The sequence below is a fragment of the Polaribacter sp. SA4-10 genome, from assembly GCF_002163835.1.
GTDB lineage: Bacteria > Bacteroidota > Bacteroidia > Flavobacteriales > Flavobacteriaceae > Polaribacter.
This window is the reverse complement of record NZ_CP019331.1, coordinates 2,407,017-2,429,317: the sequence shown is the minus strand read 5'-3', so window position 1 is coordinate 2,429,317 and position 22,301 is coordinate 2,407,017. Positions and strand designations below refer to the sequence as shown.

The 22,301-nt window shown below is 30.4% G+C and carries 21 protein-coding genes; 8 read left to right on the top strand and 13 right to left on the bottom strand.

Features of this window, described 5'->3' with window-relative positions; translation table 11 throughout:
* Nucleotides 1-3 precede the first annotated feature (3 nt).
* Together BTO04_RS10555 and BTO04_RS10550 are read right to left on the bottom strand one after the other, a co-directional pair.
* Nucleotides 4-642 (bottom strand): hypothetical protein, encoded by a 639-nt coding sequence (locus BTO04_RS10555; protein WP_087564461.1) that lies wholly within the window; start codon nucleotides 640-642, stop codon nucleotides 4-6.
* Nucleotides 643-786: 144 nt separating this feature from the next.
* Nucleotides 787-1,125 (bottom strand): single-stranded DNA-binding protein, encoded by a 339-nt coding sequence (locus tag BTO04_RS10550; RefSeq protein WP_087565390.1) that lies wholly within the window; start codon nucleotides 1,123-1,125, stop codon nucleotides 787-789.
* Between the two features lie 170 nt (nucleotides 1,126-1,295).
* Here BTO04_RS10550 and BTO04_RS10545 point away from each other — a divergent pair, with 170 nt between their 5' ends.
* Nucleotides 1,296-1,679, top strand: a complete 384-nt coding sequence (locus tag BTO04_RS10545; RefSeq protein ID WP_087564460.1) for a hypothetical protein — start codon at nucleotides 1,296-1,298, stop codon at nucleotides 1,677-1,679.
* A gap of 160 nt (nucleotides 1,680-1,839) precedes the next feature.
* Nucleotides 1,840-2,193, top strand: a complete 354-nt coding sequence (locus BTO04_RS10540) for a hypothetical protein (protein ID WP_087564459.1) — start codon at nucleotides 1,840-1,842, stop codon at nucleotides 2,191-2,193.
* Nucleotides 2,194-2,195: 2 nt separating this feature from the next.
* Here BTO04_RS10540 and BTO04_RS10535 read toward each other — a convergent pair whose 3' ends face one another.
* Entirely contained in the window at nucleotides 2,196-2,666 is a 471-nt protein-coding gene (locus tag BTO04_RS10535; protein WP_087564458.1) for a CBS domain-containing protein, read from the bottom strand.
* 106 nt (nucleotides 2,667-2,772) lie between these two features.
* Here BTO04_RS10535 and BTO04_RS10530 point away from each other — a divergent pair, with 106 nt between their 5' ends.
* Nucleotides 2,773-5,070, top strand: a complete 2,298-nt coding sequence (locus BTO04_RS10530) for a M28 family peptidase (RefSeq protein ID WP_087564457.1) — start codon at nucleotides 2,773-2,775, stop codon at nucleotides 5,068-5,070.
* 213 nt (nucleotides 5,071-5,283) lie between these two features.
* On the opposite strand, the gene pyk is transcribed toward BTO04_RS10530, so the two are convergent.
* The 5 genes from pyk to BTO04_RS10505 all read right to left on the bottom strand — a co-directional run bounded on the left by pyk (nucleotide 5,284) and on the right by BTO04_RS10505 (nucleotide 9,505).
* Nucleotides 5,284-6,711, bottom strand: coding sequence for a pyruvate kinase (pyk, locus tag BTO04_RS10525; RefSeq protein WP_087564456.1), 1,428 nt, complete (start codon nucleotides 6,709-6,711; stop codon nucleotides 5,284-5,286).
* 2 nt (nucleotides 6,712-6,713) lie between these two features.
* Complete coding sequence (locus tag BTO04_RS10520) at nucleotides 6,714-7,184, bottom strand: IPExxxVDY family protein (RefSeq protein WP_087564455.1); 471 nt, start codon at nucleotides 7,182-7,184, stop codon at nucleotides 6,714-6,716.
* Between the two features lie 79 nt (nucleotides 7,185-7,263).
* Nucleotides 7,264-8,004, bottom strand: coding sequence for a ribonuclease III (rnc, locus tag BTO04_RS10515; RefSeq protein WP_087564454.1), 741 nt, complete (start codon nucleotides 8,002-8,004; stop codon nucleotides 7,264-7,266).
* 3 nt (nucleotides 8,005-8,007) lie between these two features.
* Nucleotides 8,008-9,261 (bottom strand): beta-ketoacyl-ACP synthase II, encoded by a 1,254-nt coding sequence (fabF, locus tag BTO04_RS10510; protein WP_087564453.1) that lies wholly within the window; start codon nucleotides 9,259-9,261, stop codon nucleotides 8,008-8,010.
* Between the two features lie 7 nt (nucleotides 9,262-9,268).
* The gene (locus BTO04_RS10505; RefSeq protein ID WP_004569249.1) at nucleotides 9,269-9,505 is read right to left on the bottom strand and encodes an acyl carrier protein; all 237 of its coding nucleotides are present in this window, start codon (nucleotides 9,503-9,505) and stop codon (nucleotides 9,269-9,271) included.
* Between the two features lie 171 nt (nucleotides 9,506-9,676).
* Between BTO04_RS10505 and BTO04_RS10500 the strand changes: the two genes are divergently transcribed.
* The 5 genes from BTO04_RS10500 to BTO04_RS10485 all read left to right on the top strand — a co-directional run bounded on the left by BTO04_RS10500 (nucleotide 9,677) and on the right by BTO04_RS10485 (nucleotide 14,841).
* Nucleotides 9,677-10,249: a phosphoribosylglycinamide formyltransferase gene (locus BTO04_RS10500; RefSeq protein WP_087564452.1), complete on the top strand. Its 573-nt coding sequence runs from the start codon at nucleotides 9,677-9,679 to the stop codon at nucleotides 10,247-10,249.
* Nucleotides 10,242-10,877: a viroplasmin family protein gene (locus BTO04_RS10495; protein WP_087564451.1), complete on the top strand. Its 636-nt coding sequence runs from the start codon at nucleotides 10,242-10,244 to the stop codon at nucleotides 10,875-10,877. The genes BTO04_RS10500 and BTO04_RS10495 overlap by 8 nt, the downstream gene beginning before the upstream one ends.
* Before the next feature lie 88 nt (nucleotides 10,878-10,965).
* A complete protein-coding gene (locus tag BTO04_RS10490) occupies nucleotides 10,966-14,190 on the top strand; it encodes a VCBS repeat-containing protein (protein ID WP_232455887.1) in 3,225 nt (1,074 codons plus the stop codon).
* A 138-nt stretch (nucleotides 14,191-14,328) separates the two neighbouring features.
* Nucleotides 14,329-14,505, top strand: coding sequence for a hypothetical protein (locus BTO04_RS15215; RefSeq protein ID WP_157662455.1), 177 nt, complete (start codon nucleotides 14,329-14,331; stop codon nucleotides 14,503-14,505).
* Nucleotides 14,506-14,598: 93 nt separating this feature from the next.
* On the top strand, nucleotides 14,599-14,841 hold the full coding sequence (locus tag BTO04_RS10485; RefSeq protein WP_368356225.1) for a hypothetical protein: 243 nt from the start codon (nucleotides 14,599-14,601) through the stop codon (nucleotides 14,839-14,841).
* A 250-nt stretch (nucleotides 14,842-15,091) separates the two neighbouring features.
* Here the strand turns inward: BTO04_RS10485 and BTO04_RS10480 are convergent, their stop codons facing one another.
* From BTO04_RS10480 to BTO04_RS10460, 5 genes are all read right to left on the bottom strand, one after another.
* Nucleotides 15,092-15,832 carry a succinate dehydrogenase/fumarate reductase iron-sulfur subunit gene (locus BTO04_RS10480; RefSeq protein ID WP_087564449.1) on the bottom strand — a complete coding sequence of 247 codons (741 nt, stop codon included), beginning with the start codon at nucleotides 15,830-15,832 and terminating at the stop codon, nucleotides 15,092-15,094.
* A gap of 10 nt (nucleotides 15,833-15,842) precedes the next feature.
* Entirely contained in the window at nucleotides 15,843-17,843 is a 2,001-nt protein-coding gene (locus tag BTO04_RS10475) for a fumarate reductase/succinate dehydrogenase flavoprotein subunit (protein ID WP_198342143.1), read from the bottom strand.
* A 7-nt stretch (nucleotides 17,844-17,850) separates the two neighbouring features.
* Nucleotides 17,851-18,528: a succinate dehydrogenase cytochrome b subunit gene (locus BTO04_RS10470; RefSeq protein ID WP_087564447.1), complete on the bottom strand. Its 678-nt coding sequence runs from the start codon at nucleotides 18,526-18,528 to the stop codon at nucleotides 17,851-17,853.
* 157 nt (nucleotides 18,529-18,685) lie between these two features.
* Nucleotides 18,686-19,198 carry a hypothetical protein gene (locus BTO04_RS10465; protein WP_198342056.1) on the bottom strand — a complete coding sequence of 171 codons (513 nt, stop codon included), beginning with the start codon at nucleotides 19,196-19,198 and terminating at the stop codon, nucleotides 18,686-18,688.
* A gap of 149 nt (nucleotides 19,199-19,347) precedes the next feature.
* Nucleotides 19,348-22,188: a glycosyl hydrolase gene (locus BTO04_RS10460; protein WP_157662454.1), complete on the bottom strand. Its 2,841-nt coding sequence runs from the start codon at nucleotides 22,186-22,188 to the stop codon at nucleotides 19,348-19,350.
* Nucleotides 22,189-22,301 lie beyond the last annotated feature (113 nt).

The following is a 22,301-nucleotide window of genomic DNA, read 5'->3' as shown; positions in this document are numbered from 1 at the left end:
TAATTATTTGTTAGATACAATGATGCCTTCTTTTTTTAAGGATTTTATAATAACGCTTACATAGTCATTAACCGTTGTATTTATTGAACTAGGTTCTACTATTTTATTAGAAATAACCCAAACCAATGATTTATCATTATTTTCTTTTAGTTTGTATAATGAAGTTTCTACGTGATAAATTTTATATTTATTATAATAACCGGTATCAAAATACACCTCTTGGTGTAAGTAATAATAATGTCTAAAAGGGTGTCTTCTGTAGTAATAATCTGTATAATAATTATTATTGTGAATTACTTTTTCATCTATTCCTTTAACCGCAGAAATTAAGATTGCATCAAAACCATTTTTAGTTATTTTTTCTATTTCTTCCTGAATATTTTCCTCAGTTTGTTTTTCACTTGTAAATTTAGGTGTAAGTATTTCATAGCTTTCCATAGCCTCAACACCGCTCAAGTTTAGTTCTTCTTTTAATTCCTCTTCAAAGATTCTTCTTGCGATTAAGTTTTCCGTAATTCCAACAATTAATACTTTTTGGGGTTTAAAATCTGCATGGTTTTTACTTTTCCAACGATCTACTGTTTTAATGGATGAACAACTAAAGAAGGTTATTAGAGTTAAAATGTATATTAGATTTTTCATAATATTTATTTTCAACTCCTAAATTATTAAAAGTATAAGCGTACACCAATGACTTCAATCAGTTAAACCTCTTAACATCTATTAAATTAAAAATAAAAACCCACTCTTTTACAAGTGGGTTTCATCTTTAAAATATAATATACTTTACTGCTTATTTCCTAACATCAACAATTCATTACAAACAATTTCTGTAATGTATCTTTTTTCTCCTTCTTTAGTCTCGTAAGATCTAGAAGTCAGTTTTCCTTCAACCGCTACTTCACTTCCTTTTTCTAAATATTTCTCAATTATTTCTGCTGTTTTATTCCAAGCTACAATATTATGCCATTGTGTATCTGTTACTTTTTCTCCTTGTGCATTTTTGTAACTTTCATTGGTAGCAATAGAAAATTTTGCTAACTTTTTACCGCTTTCTAAAGTGATAATTTCTGGGTTGTTTCCTAAATTTCCAATTAACTGTACTTTGTTTCTTAACGTACTCATAAGATAAGGTTTTAAATTATTATTATTTGTCAACTCATTTTGACACTGCAAAGTTGAGACATCATTCCAACTTTATTCGGTTAACAAGCAATTACTTTCGGTTGTAATTACTTGTAATCGTTTGTAAACGGATAAATTCCCTTATATTTGTTCCGAAAAACATCAAAATTATGAAGTCATATAGAAATGAAAGCTGGAAAACTTTCGATTTAGCTGATTGCAATTTTGAAAAAGAAGAAACACAAATATCTAATTACGGTAGGGTTTTAAAGAAGAAAAAAGGAGATGAAGAATTTAAACTCAAAAAAAATAGAATCATTAATAAGTTTGAAACCTTTCTTTATTTAAACAGTAATAATAAAATAAGAAGCTATTCTGTTCATAGAGCAGTTGCCTTTTTATTTTTATTTTTAGATAAAAAGGAAGGTCAGAAGTTTGTGATTCATAAAAATCATGATTTAACTGATAATTTTTACGAAAATTTAAAATGGGTAAATGAAAAAGAATTGACAGCACATCAAATTTCTAACCCAAAAATAATTGTAAAATTTTGAATAAAACTAGGTGCAAAATTGAATGAAGAAAAAGTTACTAGACCCCAATAGAAGAAGGTTAAGAATAATTGCAAGTAATATAGTATAAACACAATGCAATTAAGAAGAATAAAATCTGTTGAAAATTGGGGAGAAATTAAAGTGTAAAAAGAAGGTTACTATGGAAAAAAAAGAATGTTTAGAATGTACTGAGACTTTAATAGGTAGAGTAGATAAAAAATTCTGTTCAGATTATTGTAGAAATGCATACAATAATAAAGTAAATAAAGATAGTAAAAACCTCATCAGAAATATTAATAACCGACTTAGAAAAAATTATAAAATTTTATCTGAATTAAACACTTCTGGTAAAACAAAAGTAACAAGAACAAAATTATATGACAAAGGTTTCGATTTTCAGTTTTTTACATCCATCTATAAAACCAAAACAGGAAATACCTATTTTTATATTTATGATGAAGGCTATTTACCGTTAGAAAATGAAACTTTTTTATTAATAAAAAAAGAATCTTAAAATTAACTATTCCAAGTATTTCCTTGCACTTTAATAGCCGCTTTTAAAACATCTTTTTGGCTCAATTGACCAATAAGTTTTCCGTTTTCTACAACGGGAAACCTTCTTCTGTGCGAGCTTATAAATTTAAAAGCAGCATCAAAAATATTCATGTTTTTATCAATTGTATCAACATCAGTAACCATATATTTTCCAACCGTATTATTTGTGTCTGAAGGCATGTTGTAATACTTACTTTCAGAAATATGCTTAATACAATCGGTTTCAGAAATAATTCCTATTAATTCATTTTTATCATTTACAACGGGTCCTCCAGAAATTTTATATGTAATTAATTGATTAATTACATGATCTAAAGAATCTTCTGCTTTAAAAGTTATCAATTTTGTAGTCATATAATCAGAAACTAAAATTTGAGCATCTTCTTTTCCTTGTGATGCATCTCTTTTTCCTTGGAAACTTTTAATAGCCATAATAGTTTAGTCTTTAATTTAACTAAAAGTAACAATTTTTCAGTTTTAAACAACTTATAATCTACGTTTTTTTTATTTCATATATTTATAAAAACTTATTTATAAAATGAAAGCCTTTTCTTCCCTTGTTTCTATCCTTATAATTCTTGGTGTAATTTATTGGAGTTTTTCTGATTTAAAGCCTTCTTTATCATCAGAAAAAACAATTCAAAAGACAGACTTTTCAATTGATAATGCGCTATTTCATTTAAAGAAAATTAGCGAAACAGCACATCATGTTGGTTCTGATGAGCATAAATTTGTTCAGAATTATATAGCTGATGAACTTAAAAAAATGGATTTTGAAGTTGAAATTCAAACTCAAACTGCTATTAATAAAAAATGGTTTGCAGCTACAACTGCAGAAAATATTATTGCTCGTTTAAAAGGGTCTGAAAATGGAAAAGCATTAATGGTACTCACTCATTATGATTCTAATCCTCATTCTTCTTTAGGGGCAAGTGATGCCGGTTCTGGTGTTGTTACTATTTTAGAAGGAATAAGAGCCTTTTTAGCAAAGAATGAGCAACCAAAAAATGATATTATTATTCTAATTTCTGATGCTGAAGAGTTAGGTTTATTAGGCGCACAAGCTTTTGTAGATGCCCATCCTTGGTCTAAAGATGTGGGTTTAGTTTTAAATTTTGAGGCTAGAGGAAGTGGTGGCCCAAGTTATATGTTAATGGAAACGAATGGTAAAAACAGCAAATTATTATCAGAATTTATGGCTGCAAAGCCTAATTTTCCTGCTGCAAATTCTTTAATGTATAGCATCTATAAAAAGCTACCAAATGATACAGATTTAACCGTTTTTAGAGAAAGTGGAAATATAAATGGATTCAATTTTGCTTTTATTGGAGATCATTTTGATTATCATACAGCACAAGATTCTTATCAAAGGTTAGATAAAGAAACCTTGCTACATCAAGCAGATTACTTTACTACCTCTTTAAATTATTTTGCAAATTCAGATTTATCAAATTTTAATTCTGATAAAGATTTTGTTTACGTAAACTTTCCGTTTGTAAAATTGGCAACCTACCCTTTTTCTTGGGTTAATCCAATGTTGATTATCGCATTTGTTATTTTTATAATATTACTTTTCTTCGGTTTTTCATTAAATAAAATTACTGTAAAAGGTGTTTTAAAAGGTTTTCTACCCTTTTTAATTTCTATAATTTTATGTGGTGGAACCTCATTTGGGTTGTGGAAATTACTTTTAATTATGCATCCTCAGTACAATGATATTTTACAAGGTTTTACTTACAATGGTTATCAATATATAGCCGCTTTTGTATTCCTAAATCTTTGGATTTCATTTAAGGTTTACAAATACTTTTTAAAACAAGATAAAACTACCGACTTGTTAATTGCGCCAATCTTTATTTGGCTGCTTATAAATTTAATAATTGCTACAAACTTAAAAGGAGCTGGCTTTTTTATAATTCCGGTTTTTTCTGCTTTGTTAATTCTTGCAATTGCTGTTTTTATGAATTTAGAAGAGAGGTCTAAACGTATTTTATTTACAATTTTATCAATTCCTGCAATTTACATTTTTGCGCCAATGATAAAAATGTTTCCTGTTGGTTTAGGTCTTAAAAACTTATTTATTAGTGGTGTAATTATTGCCTTAATTTTTGGGTTGATGATCTTAACTTTTTATCAAAAAAAATCTTTCTGGATGCAAAAATTAGTGGGTTTATTCGCTATTATTTTCTTTGGATTAGCAACTTTTAATAGCAGTTTTTCTATTGATAATAAAAAACCAAACAGTATTGTATATATTCAGAATTCTGATCATAATACTGCCTTTTTTGGAACTTACAATTCCACTTTAGACGATTATACAAAGCAAATTTTTGATGCAAATTCAAACAAAGGAAGTATATCAAATGCAGAAACAAAGAGTAAATATAACACGCGCTTTAAGTTTTATAAAAAGACAGACAATAAGAATATTTCATCATCAGAAATCCAAATAGAAATAGATACTATTATTGGTAATAAGCGTTTTTTAGAAGTTATAGTCTCTCCAAAACGAAAAGTAAATAAATTAGAATTTAGTACAGAAAAAGAACTTGAATTACATCAATTTAAAGTAAATGATGTTTTGGTAAATGATGGGAAGCGTTATAACGTGAAAAGCGGTACTTTTTTAGTGTATCATTTAGGAAATCAAGACAAAGAGGTTGCAATTTCTTTTAGCGTTTTAAAAGAGTACCAATTGGATGTTATTTTAAATGAAATCTCTTATGATTTATTAGAGAACCCTAATTTTAATCTAACTCCAAGAACGGATGAAATGATGCCTATGCCCTTTGTTACTAATGATGCTATTATTATTTCTAAAAAACTGAAGTTATAAAAGTTAAATGAACAATTTGCTTTGTGTCTTGTAATGACAAATAATTAATAAGGTGGTTTAGCACTGATTGAAATGACATCCTTTTATGAAGAATGAAGAAAAGATACAGTGGAAAGCAGGAAATAGCTTCTAAAAAAAATAACCTTAAAAATTATAACCAAAAAAAAGCATTCTAAAAATTAGAATGCTTTTTAAAGTCTATTATATTAAGTTTTAATCTATTTCAGAAACTCTTAATGTATTAACCATTCCTTTTGCTTCAACGGGCATAGAAGTAAGATTAATCATTAAATCTCCTTGTTTTACAAACCCTTTTTCTTTAGAGATTTTGTTGATATCTACAACGGTATCATCCGTACTTAAATTTTTATCATAATAAAAAGCTTTAACTCCCCAAAGTAAATTTAGTTTTCCTAAAATTCTTCTTTCAGATGAAAATGCTAATATTTTAGATTGTGGTCTCCAAGCAGATATCTGAAAAGCAGTATACCCACTATTTGTAAGTGTAGAAATTGCTGTTGCATCTATATCATTTGCCATTAAAGCCGCATGATGACAAACAGATTTTGTTATAAATCTATCTGTTCTAATATGTGGTGCTTCATGGGGTACTTTAATCATTCTAGAATTTTCAACAGCGTTAATAATTTCAGCCATTTTTTGAATTACTCTAATTGGATGTTTTCCTACAGATGTTTCTCCAGAAAGCATTACTGCATCTGCACCATCCATAATAGAATTCGCAACATCATTAACCTCTGCTCTTGTTGGAACAGCATTATCAATCATTGTTTCCATCATTTGAGTTGCAATAATCACAGGAATTCTTGCTCTTTTTGCACGTCTCACTAATTTTTTCTGAATTAACGGAACGTCTTGCATTGGTATTTCTACACCTAAGTCTCCACGAGCAACCATTAATCCATCACAATAAGGAATTAATGCATCTATATTTGCAACTGCTTCTGGCTTTTCAATTTTTGCAATTACTGGAACTCTATATTCTGAATGTTCATCAATTAAATCACGTAACATTCTTAAATCTTCTGGTGTTCTTACAAAAGAAAGTGCCATCCAATCTACTTCTAAACCTAAAGCAAAAATTGCGTCTTCTTTATCTTTTTCAGTTAAAGCTGGTAAAGAAATCGCTGTATTTGGTAAATTAACTCCCTTTTTAGAATTTAATGGACCTCCTACAATTACTTTTACTACTACTTGTTTGTCTTTGTCTGTAGAAATTACTTCAAATAATAATTTTCCATCATCTACCATTATTTGTTCTCCTACTTTTACATCTTTAGGAAAACGTTGGTACGTCATAAATGCTTTCTCTTTAGTACCAATACATTTCTCTGTTGTAAAAATAAATGTACTTCCATCTTCTAAAACCACACCATCTTCCATAACGCCAACACGTAATTTTGGACCTTGTAAATCTGCTAAAATGGCAACATTATAACCGTTTTCTTCATTAATCTCTCTAATCGTTTTTACAGTCTTTCTTACATTGTCATAATCTGCGTGAGAGAAATTAATTCTAAAAACATTAACTCCTTCTTTTGCTAACCTTGTTAAAATTTCTTTACTATCTGTTGCTGGCCCTAAAGTTGCAACTATCTTGGTTTTTTTGTATGAATTCATTTTTAAAATATTAAAAAGTCTTTTGACTTTAGTGTGTTCTTATCTATAGAGTATGAGGTAATTACTTGCTCAATACTTTTTATTTTATCTATTGTTTTTAAAACAAAATCATAACTTACTTCTCCAGATATTTTTATAAAAAAGTCTACTTTCTTCTTCTCCGGAATTAAATAAGTTTTAGTTTCTGTTGTTAATAACAGTTCATTTGATTCTGTTTGATTCTCTCTTCTAAAGCTATTCGCAATTAAAAACCAATCAAAGTCATATTTGTCATTTGAGAAATTATAAATAGAAAACGAAGCTTTCTTTTTTTCGCTATCAAATTCTAAATTATCTTTTGATTTATAAAAACGAGTATTTAAGTTTTTATTAATTAAATAGGCAAGTTTATAATCTTCTAATGTTGTGTGAATTCCTATTAAGGAAAAGTCTTCATCACAAAAATCATCAAAGCCGAGGGCATATACTTGCATAAAACTTAAACCATTTTAAGTATGCTAAATTACTAATAGTTTATGAGGTTTACTGCTATTTTTAACGAAAACGATATCGTTAGTTAGTTACAGAAATTTCGTTTTGAAATGCAAAGTACACTCTTTTTGAAGCTTGTTCTTCTGCTTTTTTCTTTGAAGTAGCTCTTCCTTTGGCTATTTGCTCACCATCAATACTAATCTTTACACTAAAATGCTTAATAGGTTCATTTCCAGAATCTTCATAAGTATCAAACGAGTATTTTTTCTTTTGTTTTTGGCACCACTCTATAATTAGACCTTTATAACTAGTAATTTTACCTTCTAATTTTTCTATATCAACATAGGGTACAATTACTTTTTCATAAATAAATTTTTGGCAAGAATTATAACCTCTATCTAAGTAAATTGCGCCAACTAAAGCTTCGAAAATATTTCCATGAATGTTATCGCCAACATTAGCTTGATCTATGTTACTTTTTACAAATCTAATTAAGTTTAAGTCTTTACCTAACTCGTTTAAGTGCTCTCTACTAACAATTTTAGAGCGCATTTGAGTAAGATAACCTTCTGATCCTTGTGGCACTTTTTTGTACAAATAAGCTGCAATTACAGACCCTAAAATAGAATCTCCTAAGAACTCTAAACGTTCATAATTTATAGGAATTCCACTTTTATCTAACATTTGCACAGATCTGTGTGTAAATGCTTTTTTGTATTTATTTATATTTCTTGGAGAAAAATTAAGCAATATTTTTAATTCGTTATATAATTGTGCATCCTCTTCTGAATGAGGTTTAATTATTTTACGAATGAAATTCATAGGTTATTCATCTAATTTCTTAAATGCAACACAAGCATTATGCCCTCCGAAACCAAAAGTATTACTCATCGCAACTTTAATGTCTCTTTTCTGAGCTTTATTAAGCGTTAAGTTTAGTTCTGGGTTAATGTTTTCATCTACGCTTGTATGATTAATTGTAGGTGGTACAATACCATGTTTCATTGCTAAAATTGCAGCAATAGACTCTATAGCACCAGCAGCACCTAGTAAGTGGCCAGTCATAGATTTTGTAGAATTAATATTAATATTTTTAGCATGATCTCCAAAAACTTCTGAAATTGCTTTTAATTCTGCAACATCTCCAAGCGGCGTAGAAGTACCATGTGTATTAATATGGTCTACATCTTCTGGCTTAATTCCTGAATTTTCTAAACAGTTTTTCATTACAGCAATCACTCCTATTCCTTCTGGGTGAGGTGCTGTCATGTGATACGCATCAGAAGACATTCCTCCTCCAATAACTTCTGCATAGATTTTTGCGCCTCTTGCTTTGGCGTGTTCGTATTCCTCAAGAACAAGAGCACCTGCTCCTTCACCTAAAACGAATCCGTCTCTTTCTGAATCAAAAGGTCTTGACGCCGTTGTTGGAGTTTCGTTTCTTGTAGATAAAGCGTGCATGGCATTAAAGCCACCAACACCAGAAATAACAACTGCAGCTTCCGAACCACCAGTTACAATTACATCACAAGTACCTAAACGAATATAATTTAAAGCATCTATCATCGCGTTAGCAGATGATGCACATGCCGAAACTGTAGTATAATTTGGTCCCATAAATCCATTCTTAATAGAAATGTTTCCTGGAGCAATATCTGCAATCATTTTTGGGATAAAGAACGGATTAAATCTTGGTGTACCGTCTCCAGCTCCAAAATTTATTGCTTCGTTTTGAAAAGTTTCTAAACCTCCAATTCCTGCTCCCCAAATTACACCAACGCGTAATTTGTTAATAGTGTCAAGATTTAACTCAGAATCTGCAATTGCTTCATCTGAAGCAACCATAGCATACTGCGTAAATCTATCCATTTTACGTGCATCCTTTTTATTAATAAAATCGGTGACGTTAAAGTTTTTTAATTCACATGCAAAACGAGTTTTGAACTTGGCAGCGTCAAAACTTGTGATAGGCGCTGCACCGCTAACTCCGTTAACTAATGCGTTCCAATATTCTTCAATATTATTACCAATTGGCGTTAATGCGCCAAGTCCAGTGACTACAACTCGTTTTAATTGCATATAAATTTTACTTTTTTGCTTCTTCTATATAACTAACTGCTTGACCAACTGTACCGATGTTTTCAGCTTGATCATCTGGAATTTGAATATCAAATTCTTTTTCGAATTCCATAATTAACTCAACAGTATCCAAAGAATCTGCTCCTAAATCATTTGTGAAGCTAGCTTCTGTTGTTACTTCGTTATCGTCAACGCCTAATTTGTCTACGATAATCGCTTTTACTCTTGATGCAATGTCTGACATAATTTTTTAATTTTAAATTTTAAATCAGGGCAAAAATACAAATCTTATTAATTATAACTAATATTTGTCCCTAAAATGATTGCTAAATGTAAAGATAAAAGTTTTATCTTTAATAAAAATAATCAATTTGTTAATAATTATTCTTTTTTTTGCACCCTAGAAATGTAGTTTATGAAGCGTATTGTTATTTTTGCATCTGGTTCTGGAACGAACGCAGAGAATATTATTAAATTTTTTAATCATACTAAAACCGCTAAGGTCACCAGTGTTCTATGTAACAATGAACACGCTAAAGTCTTTGATAAATGTAAAAATTTAAATACCAAGTGTATACACTTTAATAGAAATGATTTCTCTACTACAGAAATGGTATTAAATCTCTTAAAAGAAAATGCAGATATTATTGTGTTAGCGGGTTTTTTATGGAAAATTCCTGAAAAAATTATAGCAGCTTTTCCTAATAAAATTATTAACATTCATCCTGCATTATTACCAAATTATGGAGGAAAAGGAATGTATGGAATGAACGTTCATAGAGCCGTAAAGGAAAATAAAGAAACAGAAACTGGTATTACTATTCACTATGTAAATGCCAATTATGATGAAGGCGCCATCATTTTTCAAGCAAAAACTGCACTTTTAGAAGAAGATTCTCCAGAAATTATTGCAGAAAAGATCCATATTTTAGAGCAACGCTACTTCCCAAGAGTTATTGAAGATGTAATTTTAAAAGTAAATGAGTAAAAAAAAGTTTTATGTAGTTTGGAACGGTCGTAAAAAAGGAGTTTTTACTTCTTGGAAAGTTTGTAAAGCACAAATTGATGGTTTTGAAGGCGCACAGTATAAATCTTTTGCAGATTTAAATGAAGCTGAAATTGCATCCACCAAAAACTACGAAGATTACAAAGGTAAAAATACTAAAAAACCCACTTTATCAGCTGATGAAAAAGCTACCTATGGCACTCCTAATTTAGAAAGTATTTCTGTAGATGCTGCTTGTTCTGGAAATCCTGGAAAAATGGAATACAGAGGTGTTTTAACACACAATAAAAAAGAAATTTTTATAAAAGGTCCATTTAAAAATGGCACAAATAATATTGGTGAATTCCTTGCTTTAGTGCATGGTATTGCACTTTTAAAAAGTAAAAATAAAGAAGATATTCCTATTTATTCGGATTCTAGAATCGCCATGAGTTGGGTGAAACAAAAAAGATGCAAAACAAACATGCATTTTGATGCTTCTAATAAAGACTTATTAGAACTCATAAAAAGAGCTGAAAAATGGTTAAAAGAAAACACGTATAACAACCCAATTCTAAAATGGGAAACCAAAGCTTGGGGAGAAATTCCTGCAGATTTTGGTCGGAAATAAACAATTACTATTTTGTTAATGTTTTTGTATCTTTACACTTACCTTCTATCTATATATTCAAATGTTAAAAAACCCAACATTTTTGATATTGTTTACTTTACTTTTTCTATGCATAAGTTGTACTACAAAAAATAAAGAAACAAAAAAAAACTTCCTTTTAAATAAATTATCCCAAAAAACTACTGGAATAAATTTTAAAAACACATTACATGAAGATGCAAAGCATAGTATTATTAATTACATTTATTTTTATAATGGAGGTGGCGTAAGCGCTGGTGATATTAATAATGATGGTTTATCAGATCTTTACTTTGTATCTAATCAAGGTGATAACAAACTTTTTCTTAATAAGGGAAACTTAAAGTTTGAGGATATTTCTGAAAATGCGAACATCAATAGTTCTGCAGATTGGAATACTGGTGTTACAATGGTCGACATTAATAACGACGGGTTTTTAGATATTTATGTTTGTGCAGTTTCTGGTTTATTAGATTTTAAAGGGACCAATGAGCTTTTCATCAATAATGGTGATAACACTTTTACCGAAAAAGCGAAAGAATATGGATTGGATTTCTCAGGTTATTCTACACAGGCTTACTTTTTTGATTTCGATAAAGACAATGACTTAGATGTATACATTGTAAATCATGCAACACACACCGTAACTTCTCATGGAAAAGCTTCTTTAAGAAAGGAACGCGTTCCGTTTGTTGGTGATGTTTTACTAAAAAACACCAATGGAAAATTTATTGATATTAGTGAAGAAGCCAATATTTTTGGGGGCGCAAATGGCTACGGTCTAAGTGCTTCTATTGCCGATTTTAACAACGATGGATGGGATGATATTTATGTTTGTAATGATTTTCATGAAGATGATTATTATTACCTCAATAATCAAGATGGAACCTTTAGAGAAGAACTAAAAAAATCATTTTCTACCATTTCAAGATTTTCTATGGGAAGTGATGTTGCAGATATTAATGGTGATGGTTTTCAGGATCTTATCACTCTAGATATGCTACCAAATGACGAACGCGTTTTAAAGGAAACCGAAGGTGATGACGCCATGTACACCATGCAAGAAAAGTTACGAAAACAAGGATATAAAGACCAGTATTCTAGAAATATGCTTCAAATAAGTGAAAAAGGAAGCTATTTCTATGAAACTGCTTTACAAAATAATGTTGCGGATACAGACTGGAGTTGGGCGCCACTTTTTGCCGATTTTAATAATGATGGTCATCAAGATTTATTTATCAGTAACGGAATTAATCGAAGGCCAAACGGTTTAGATTTCAAGAAATATGTCTCTAGCACTTTTAAACAAAAAAGTCATGCAGAGGGTTTAGAATGGCTTTTTAAGTCTATTGATGAGATGCCTTCTGGAAAAGTTTCAAATGAAATTTATAAGGGGAATTCTGACAATTTTATAAAGAAAACTGGTAATTGGATTGAACAAAAGCCGTCACTATCTAACGGAGCAATTTATGCCGACTTAGATTTAGATGGTGATTTAGACATTATTACCAACAATTTAAATAATTATGCAGGAATTTACGAAAACACTACAAATAAGAAAAAGAACTCAATTAGTTTAAGTTTCAATTATAAGAACGGAAATAAAAATGGAATTGGAACTAAAGCAATATTATACAATAATGGTAAAAGTCAACTAAAACAATTATTTGTTTCTAGGGGTTTTATTTCTTCTGTAGAACAAAAAATTTATTTCGGTATAGACACTCTTTCTAGCATTGATTCTATTAAAATAGTTTGGCCAGATAATACGTTTCAGAACCTTAAAAACCCTAAAATAAACAAAAACCTTTTAGTTAATTATATAAGTAAAAACCTCATTTATGATTATACTTTAAGTGAAAAAGAACCCATTTTTAAAACTGATAATAGCATCAAATTTAACCATAAAGAAGATAGTTATTACGACTTTAATAGAGAGAAAATTATTCCGTATCAAGTCTCTAAACTAGGACCAGCTGTTGCCATTGGTGATGTTGATGGAAATGGTTTTGATGACATTTATTTAGGAAATAGCTCTGGAAAAGCTGCAGAATTATATTTAAACAATGGTAAATATTTCAAAAAAAGTACTCAAAGACAATTCAAAGAAGATGCAGATTATGAAGATAATGATGCCGTTTTTTTTGATGCTGACAATGACGGAGATTTAGATTTATATGTTGCAACCGGTATACACAAAATAAGAAATAGGCGGTTTGAAGTAGATCGTTTATATATTAATAAAAATGGAAAATTTTTAAAATCTGAAAAACAAACGCTATTAAATCCACTAAACACTTCTTGCGTTGCAGCTTACGATTATGATAATGATGGAGATGACGATTTGTTTATTGGAAACTTGTCAAACCCTGTAAATTTTGGCTCGAATGTGAATTCTGCAATTTTAATAAATAACGGAAAAGGTAATTTTACTGCAGATTTAAATTTTAAACTCAGCTCGAAAGTTACGGACGCAACATGGGTAGACATTAATAATGACAATCAAAAAGATTTGTTAATAGCCACAGAATGGGGAAACCCACAAATTTTTATAAATAATAACGGAAAATTATCTTTGATGGAAATTCCTGAAAACTTAGAAGGTTTATGGCAATCTATCACCACTTTTGATATTGATAAAGATGGAGATAAAGATATTTTACTAGGAAATTGGGGACTAAACACCAAGTTTAATCCAACTCCAGAAAATCCATTAACATTGTATTATGGTGATTTTGATGCCAATAATAGAAAAGAAACTATAATTGCGTACTCTAAGAACGGGAAAGAATATCCTGTAAATTCAAAAGATGAATTAGCAGCTCAAATGAACATTATTAGCAAGCGATTTGTAGAACATAAGAACTACGCTTTAAAAACAGTTGAAGAAGTTTTAACGCCCGAAGCCCTGCACAAAGCCACCAAATTTACCGTAAACACATTAGCTTCTGGATATTTAGAGAACAATAATGGTGCTTTTAAAACCTTTAAAAGATTCCCAAAAGAATTACAATATGCGCCAATATCTAACTTTAATAATATCGAATTTAATTCTAAAGATGCAATTATCATATCAGGTAATTCATTCAATGTAAACACATATCATGGCGGGTATAGTTCTTTAAAAGGCGTTTTACTAAAATCAATTTCTGATTATAACTTTGTTTCTGATTATGGAATTTCACCTTTTAACACTCAAGTTAAGGCAGTAAAAAGCATTGAAATGAAAAACAAAAAACTGTTATTAGTAGTTTCTAATAATGATTCTTTACAAATGTATTCTTATAAAAAATAAATAATGTCTTTTTTACGAAAACACTTTCCTTTCTCTCCATTTGTTTGATTATTTCTTGTCAAAAAGAATAAAAAATAATTGTGATTACTTCAGATGATGGTTATAAAACAGTAGCTAAATTAGCTAAAATTATGATTCATGATATTTTATCACCCAGTGGCATATGAGGTTTTAACTTCAGAAAACTCAAGCTATAAATCATTAGTAAATGAAGTAAACGGCCTAACTTATTTTAGAGCTATTGACTCACAAAAAAATATTGATAAAATATTGGCCGCTTTAATTACTTATATGGTTGTGGCCAGAGACTTATAGAGAGAGTCTTTTTACGGTCTGGAAAACAACAAATAGAGATGTCTTTTTATCCTCAAAAAAATATGCAAGAGTATTTTCCAAACCCATTAAAATTTGTATGAATACAGAGGTGTTTTAACACATAATAAACAAGAAATTTTTATAAAAGGTCCATTTAAAAATGGCGCAAATAATATTGGGGAATTCCTTACTTTAATATATGGTATTACACTTTTAAAAAGTAAAAATAAAGAAGATATTCCTATTTATTCTGATTCTAGAATTGCAATGAGTTGGGTAAAAAAGAAACTTGTAGAACAAATATCACTTTTGATAATTCTAATAAAGACTTATTAGCACTCAGAAAAATAGCTGAAAAATGGTTAAAGGAAACACCTATAAAAACCCAATTCTAAAATGGGAAACCAAAGCTTGGGGAGAAATTCCTGCTGATTTTGGGAGAAAATAAAATAGTTTGCAATGAACAGTTTCAGTTTGCAGTAAAAAAAATAAAACCCAAAACTAAATTAGTTTTGAGTTTTATTATATATAGATTCTCGATACAATTTTTCAAAAAAAAAATCACTCGAACTGACAATTTCTATATTTATATAGACGCTTTCATCAATTCTCTATTCATTCTTGCAATGTTGTCTAAAGAAATTCCTTTAGGACATTCTACCTCACAAGCACCTGTATTAGTACAGTTTCCAAAACCTTCTAAATCCATTTGTGCAACCATATTTCTAACTCTGTCTGCAGCTTCTACTTGTCCTTGTGGCAATAATGCAAACTGAGATACTTTTGCACCAACAAATAACATAGCAGAACTATTTTTACAAGTTGCTACACAGGCACCACAACCAATACAGGTTGCTGCATCCATAGCTTCATCTGCTGCGTGTTTTGAAATAGGTATGTTATTTGCATCTTGAGTATTACCAGAAGTATTTACAGAAATATAACCACCAGAATGCTGTATTCTATCAAAAGCAGTTCTATCTACTACTAAATCTTTAATTACAGGAAAAGAAGCTGCTCTAAATGGCTCAATCGTAATTGTATCACCATCTTTAAACATACGCATGTGTAATTGGCAAGTTGTTACACCTCTATCTGGTCCATGTGCTTCTCCATTAATATACATAGAACACATACCACAAATACCTTCTCTACAGTCATGATCGAAAGCAACTGGTTCTTCACCAGTATTAACTAATTGTTCGTTTAGAACATCCATCATTTCTAAAAAAGACATATGTTCTGAAATCTCAGTAACTTTATAATCCACCATTTGACCCTTTGATGTTGAGTCTTTTTGTCTCCAAATTTTAAGTGTTAAATTCATTCTATCTTTTTTATTTATAACTTCTTTCTTTAACTTCTATATTCTCGTAAACCAATGCTTCTTTATGTAAAACAGCATCTTTAGGTTCTCCTTTATATTCCCAAGCTGAAACAAATTGAAATTCTTTCATTCTCTTTGCTTCTCCGTCTTCTGTTTGGTGCTCTTCTCTAAAGTGTCCTCCTGCAGATTCTTCTCTTACCAAAGCATCTTTTGCAAACAATTCTCCTAATTCTAAGAAATCTGCAACTCTACCTGCCTTTGCTAATTGCTCGTTATATTCTGTATCTGTTCCGGGAACAAGTACATTTTTCCAGAAATCTTTTCTTAATTCAGAAATTTCCTCAACGGCTTCTTTTAAACCAGCTTCATTTCTAGACATTCCACATTTATCCCACATGATTTTCCCTAATTTCTTGTGGTAATAATCTACAGAATTCGTTCCTTTATTATTAACAAAGAACTCAATTCTTTCAGAAACTTCTTTTTCTGCAGCATCAAATTCTGGTGTATCTGTTGGTATTTTCCCAGTACGAATATCATCTGATAAGTAATCTCCAATTGTATATGGTAGTACAAAATAACCATCTGCTAAACCTTGCATTAATGCAGATGCTCCTAATCTGTTTGCTCCATGATCAGAGAAATTAGCCTCTCCAATTGCGTAACAACCAGGAATAGTAGTCATCAAATTATAATCAACCCAAACACCACCCATTGTATAGTGTACTGCCGGATAAATCATCATTGGTGTTTCATACGGATTTTCATCTATGATTTTCTCATACATCTGAAATAAGTTTCCATACTTTGCTCTTACAATTTCTTGTCCTAATTCTTTAATTTTTGCTTCAGAAGGATTTGAAATATTTTGAACCTTCGCTTGCTCTTTTCCATAACGTTCAAAAGAGGCAGCAAAATCTAAATATACCGCTTCTCCTGTTGCATTTACACCGTAACCAGCATCACAACGCTCTTTTGCAGCTCTAGATGCAACATCACGTGGCACTAAGTTACCAAATGCAGGATAACGTCTTTCTAAATAATAGTCTCTTTCTTCTTCTGATAATTGCGTTGGTTTTAATTTCCCTTCGCGAATAGCCAAAACATCTTCCATGTTTTTAGGAACCCAAATACGTCCATCATTTCTTAAAGACTCAGACATTAACGTTAGTTTTGACTGATAATCTCCAGAACGTGGAATACATGTTGGGTGAATTTGTGTATAACAAGGGTTTGCGAAATACGCTCCTTTTTTATGTACTTTCCAACCTGCAGTTACATTAGAACCCATTGCATTAGTAGATAAGAAATATACATTTCCATACCCACCAGAAGCAATAACAACTGCATGTGCAGAATGTCTTTCGATTTCTCCTGTAACTAAGTTTCTTGCAATAATTCCTCTCGCTTTTCCATCAACAATAACAACATCTAACATTTCGTGACGGTTAAACATTTCTATCTTTCCACGAGCAATTTGACGATTCATTGCAGAATATGCGCCTAATAATAATTGTTGACCTGTTTGACCTTTCGCATAAAAAGTTCTAGAAACTAAAACTCCACCAAAAGAACGGTTGTCTAAAAGACCACCATAATCTCTTGCAAAAGGAACTCCTTGTGCCACACATTGATCTATAATGTTTGCAGAAACTTCTGCTAATCTATATACGTTTGATTCTCGAGATCGGTAATCACCACCTTTTACGGTATCGTAAAATAACCTGTAGGTAGAATCTCCATCTCCTTGGTAGTTTTTTGCTGCATTAATACCTCCTTGTGCTGCAATAGAATGCGCTCTACGTGGAGAATCTTGATAAGCAAATGATTTTACATTGTAACCCAATTCTGCTAAAGTTGCAGAAGCAGAACCACCTGCTAAACCTGTACCAACAACAATAACATCTATGTGACGCTTGTTTGCTGGGTTTACCAAATTAATATGGTTTTTATAATCTGTCCATTTATCTTTTAATGGACCTTTTGGTATTTTTGAATCTAAAGCCATAATTTTACTATTAATGGTTTAAGTGATGATATAATGCAATAAAAATAAATCCTAAAGGAACTATAATAGAATATGCTTTACCAATATTTTGTAATGTTTTCTTTCTTCCTGCAGTACCTCCCATTGATTGAAATGCAGAAGTAAAACCATGTGCTAAATGCAAGCCTAAGAAGATAAATGCAAGTACATAAGCACCTACTCTAATTGGGTTTACAAACTTGTGTACTAATTCTTCATGATAACGATATCCTTCTAAACCTTCAACAACACCAGACCAATCGCCTTGAATAAATTTTGTGTTGATTTCTGGAAACCAAAAATCGATAAAGTGTAAAACGATAAAAGCTAAAATTGTAATTCCGCTCCAAATCATATTTCTACTAAACCAAGTAGAATTTGCAGCACCATTATTTTTAGCATAAGAAACACCGTTTGCTTTTTTGTTTTTTAGCTCTAAAATAAAACCCATTACAAAGTGAAAAACAACTGCAAAAATTAATACAGGTTGTAATGCAAATTGAACCAATGGATTTGTTCCCATAAAATGAGATACTTCGTTAAAAGTATCTGGGCTAAAAACCGATAAAATATTAATTGCTAAATGCTGTAGTAAGAAGAACATTAAGAAGAATGCCGAAAGCGCCATTGCTACCTTTCTTCCAATCGAAGATTTAAAAAATCCGCTCATTGTATATTTTGGTTATAATTGTTGACAACAAAAATAGGGCTAAACTATTTCGTTTACAACGAAAGTAGATTATTTTAACCCGTATTTAGAATAAATTTAAATAAATACTTAAACAAAAACGACAACAAGAAGTGTTGTTTTTTAAAAAAACTACTAGTTAATAAATATTAGAATCTACAAGACACTTATTGTTTTTCCACTTTCCAGTAAGTGCTTCTTTTAAGATAATTTTTCCATCACACGTTAAAAAATTACCTTTTTTATCTTTCAAAATAATTTTCATTTTACCTTTCTGAATTGCATTAACAATTCTAAAAATTAATCCACTTTTTGATGATAAACTACCTTTAGAAATTAATTTTAATCCTTGTTCATTATTATATAAATCCATTTCAGAAGAGATTCTATCTGGCACAATACCATCTTCTAATTTACGCGCTTTAAAGGTTAGGTAATTCTCTTTTTCATGTGCTTTACCTAAAGATTTTGCTGCAGATTTTCCTATTTCTTGACGCAAACGCGCCATCCAATATGCATGACGAAAAGCATCTACTTGCCCACCAGAAGCATCACCATCTAACAAGTTGGTTCTTTTAATAGAATCTGCAACTTTTTTTGCTTCCTTAGAAATTTTAAGAGATTTTTTTGCTTTAAAAGGATGAAACATCACCCATGTACGTTTTGGTCCTGAGAGCTTAAAAAAGCTACTTAGACTAGGTTGAGAATATGTTTGAAACGTAAATATCAGACAAAATAAAAACACTACCTTTTTCATTTTTCAAAAGTAGTGTTTTTAATAAAATTAGACTTGAAACAAAATTATTTCACTTCTAATTCTCCTGAAACTTCACCAATTTTAATGGTATATTTCCCTTTTGGTAAATAATACTTATCATTTTTAGCTTTCTCTATATCTACTTCTTTGTTTGCTTTTTCAAAATCTTCTCTTCCTTTCTTAGAAAAAGAAACATCAAAAACTGCCTCATTAAAACCTTTGTCTGCGTCTATAGAAAATGAATTCACTTTTACATCATCAGAAAACACATCAATAGTAACTTTTTTATCAGAATTTACATAAAAAGGAATTGTTACTTCTGGCGTATTTGGTTCTAACCATTTACTCCAAGAACTTCCCCAAGAACTTCTTTTTTTAATCGAATTAATTTCAAAAATATGAACTGATTTTGCAGCTAATTCATCTGTTAATAATTGTAAAGGCGCAATATTTGCTTTGTATAAACTTCTTCCATGTGTACCAATAATTAAATGTTTTGCTGCAGGTTGAATCACCAAGTCATGCACGGCAACATTTGGTAAATTTTTACTAAAAGCTTCCCACGAATCTCCTTGATTAAAAGAAACATACAATCCATTATCTGTACCTAGATATACTAGATTTTCATTCTCAGCATCTTCTTTTATTACATTTACTGCTGATGTAGGAATTGTACCACCAATATTTTTCCATGTTTGTCCAAAATCATCAGACATAAAAACATAAGGTGTAAAATCATCAAACCTGTAACCGTTTAACGTTACATAAACACGTTCTTTTTTATATTTTGATGCAATAACTCTAGAAACCCATAAATTTTGTGGCAAATTATTAGAAATACGTGTCCAACTTCCTCCTCCGTTTTTGGTAACATTTACAAATCCATCATCTGAACCTGTATAAATTAATCCAAATTGAAACGGACTTTCAGAAATTGAAGTTAATGTTCCATACGCAACATTTCCTTTTTTTCCACCATTTGTTAAATCGCCTGAAATAGTTTCCCAATGATCTCCTTTATCTAGAGAACGATGCAATTTATTTCCTCCTAAATATAAAATATCTTGATTATGTTTTGATAAATGAATTGGTGTTTGCCAATTAAATCGATAAGGATTTTCGCCTAAAGTATGTTTTGGTTGAATGTAGGTGTTTTCTTCTGTTTCTCTATTAATTCTATAATAATTTCCAAATTGATACCCTGTGTAAACAATATTAGGATTTCTGTCATCTACCTGAACTTGCATTCCATCTCCACCCATAATTGACTCATAAGGATTTTGACCCGTTTGTTGCCAACGTTTATCTATTTTTGCATTATTTGATGCAACCCAAACGCCATTATCTTGCAAACCTCCATACACTTTATAGTTTTTTTGATTGTCTGCATACACAGCATAAAACTGACCAACTGCAGGGTCGTTTAATTTTATCCAGCTCTCTCCATCATCATAAGAAATGTTTAAACCACCATCATTTCCGTCAATTAAATGACCTTGTTTTTTAGGGTTTACCCATAATGTTTGATGATCTGCATGTACATTTTCTCTACTAATAGATGCAAAGGTTTTTCCACCATCTTTTGATTTTAAAATAGGAACTCCTTGTACGTAAATACCATTTTCATCTTGTGGATCTACTCTAATTTCACCAAAATAATATCCGTAAGAATAATATAAATCATCTAAATAACCTTCGTGTGTTTTTTTCCAAGATTTCCCTCCATTTGTCGTTTTAAAAACTTCTGCACCTATAACTGGCGTGTCAAATAACATTGAGTTTGCATCTTCTAAATAGTTAGCTAAATCTATTGGTTTCACGTTTCCTGAACGCACCATTTGCTTTACATTTTCTGCTCTATATTTTTCTTGAAATCCGTTTGTTTTTAAATAGGTATTCAATTTTTTATCTGTAAGATTTAAAAACACTTCTGCAGACATGGTTTTAAAATCATCTTTTGTCAATGAATTTAACGCCTTTTTATCCTTGTCTTCCTTTCTTCTAAATTGGTTATCATGAAAAGCATATACTGTATTTTCATCATAAACTGCTAAACCAATTCTACCAACTCCATCTCCGGTTGGGAATCCGCTTTTATCAGAAATTTTATCCCAAGAATTTCCCGCATCTGTACTTTTATAAATGGCAGAACCTTTTCCGTTTCCAACAAAATCCCACGCTTTTCTATTTCTTTCCCAAGAAGCCGCGTACAAAATATTAAAATTATTTGGAGATTGGGCAACATCAATAATTCCTGTGTTTTCATCAATAAACAATGATTTTTTCCATGTTTTTCCTCCATCAGTAGTTTTAAAAATTCCACGTTCTTGATTTGAAGAATACAAATGACCAATTACACCAACTACAACTTCATCAGTATTATTTGGATTGATTAAAATTCTACTTATGTGATGTGAATCTAGCAACCCAACATTTGTCCAACTTTTTCCTTTATCCGTAGATTTCAACATTCCTATTCCTGCATAACTTGATCTAGAAGAATTCTTCTCACCAGTTCCTACCCAAATAGTTCCACTTTTCCAATCAACAGCAATATCTCCAATATTTTGTGTTGGAGATTTGTCTAAAACGGGTGTAAAAGTTGTTCCGTTATTATTTGTATGCCATAAACCACCAGAAGCATAACCAACATAAAACTCGGTTGTATTTTCTGGATTAACATCAACATCTACAACTCTACCACTCATAACAGTTGGTCCTATATTTGTAAATGAAATGTTTTTTACACGTGAATTTTTTGTTAGAATTGCTTTTTGTTTTAAAGCATCTTGAATATTACTTGATTTTGTTACAGTTTGTTGTGCTTCAAAATTTATTGAAAAAAAACACACTACTAACGTAAGAATTGTTGATAAAGTTTTCATTAGGTCTTTTGGTTTAGAAGTGTTGAATTTACTATTTGTAAGGACCTTCACAAAAATTTTAACGTTAAAAAAACTATAATACATCTATTAATCGATTAACAAAACCTCAACAA

What these genes read in the sequence shown, in the direction of transcription:
- BTO04_RS10555 (WP_087564461.1), bottom strand. Translation starts at nt 642, where the DNA reads ATGAAAAATCTAATATACATTTTAACTCTAATAACCTTCTTTAGTTGT.
- BTO04_RS10550 (WP_087565390.1), bottom strand. Translation starts at nt 1,125, where the DNA reads ATGAGTACGTTAAGAAACAAAGTACAGTTAATTGGAAATTTAGGAAAC.
- BTO04_RS10545 (WP_087564460.1), top strand. Translation starts at nt 1,296, where the DNA reads ATGAAGTCATATAGAAATGAAAGCTGGAAAACTTTCGATTTAGCTGAT.
- BTO04_RS10540 (WP_087564459.1), top strand. Translation starts at nt 1,840, where the DNA reads ATGGAAAAAAAAGAATGTTTAGAATGTACTGAGACTTTAATAGGTAGA.
- BTO04_RS10535 (WP_087564458.1), bottom strand. Translation starts at nt 2,666, where the DNA reads ATGGCTATTAAAAGTTTCCAAGGAAAAAGAGATGCATCACAAGGAAAA.
- BTO04_RS10530 (WP_087564457.1), top strand. Translation starts at nt 2,773, where the DNA reads ATGAAAGCCTTTTCTTCCCTTGTTTCTATCCTTATAATTCTTGGTGTA.
- pyk (WP_087564456.1), bottom strand. Translation starts at nt 6,711, where the DNA reads ATGAATTCATACAAAAAAACCAAGATAGTTGCAACTTTAGGGCCAGCA.
- BTO04_RS10520 (WP_087564455.1), bottom strand. Translation starts at nt 7,184, where the DNA reads ATGCAAGTATATGCCCTCGGCTTTGATGATTTTTGTGATGAAGACTTT.
- rnc (WP_087564454.1), bottom strand. Translation starts at nt 8,004, where the DNA reads ATGAATTTCATTCGTAAAATAATTAAACCTCATTCAGAAGAGGATGCA.
- fabF (WP_087564453.1), bottom strand. Translation starts at nt 9,261, where the DNA reads ATGCAATTAAAACGAGTTGTAGTCACTGGACTTGGCGCATTAACGCCA.
- BTO04_RS10505 (WP_004569249.1), bottom strand. Translation starts at nt 9,505, where the DNA reads ATGTCAGACATTGCATCAAGAGTAAAAGCGATTATCGTAGACAAATTA.
- BTO04_RS10500 (WP_087564452.1), top strand. Translation starts at nt 9,677, where the DNA reads ATGAAGCGTATTGTTATTTTTGCATCTGGTTCTGGAACGAACGCAGAG.
- BTO04_RS10495 (WP_087564451.1), top strand. Translation starts at nt 10,242, where the DNA reads ATGAGTAAAAAAAAGTTTTATGTAGTTTGGAACGGTCGTAAAAAAGGA.
- BTO04_RS15215 (WP_157662455.1), top strand. Translation starts at nt 14,329, where the DNA reads ATGATATTTTATCACCCAGTGGCATATGAGGTTTTAACTTCAGAAAAC.
- BTO04_RS10480 (WP_087564449.1), bottom strand. Translation starts at nt 15,832, where the DNA reads ATGAATTTAACACTTAAAATTTGGAGACAAAAAGACTCAACATCAAAG.
- BTO04_RS10470 (WP_087564447.1), bottom strand. Translation starts at nt 18,528, where the DNA reads ATGAGCGGATTTTTTAAATCTTCGATTGGAAGAAAGGTAGCAATGGCG.
- BTO04_RS10460 (WP_157662454.1), bottom strand. Translation starts at nt 22,188, where the DNA reads ATGAAAACTTTATCAACAATTCTTACGTTAGTAGTGTGTTTTTTTTCA.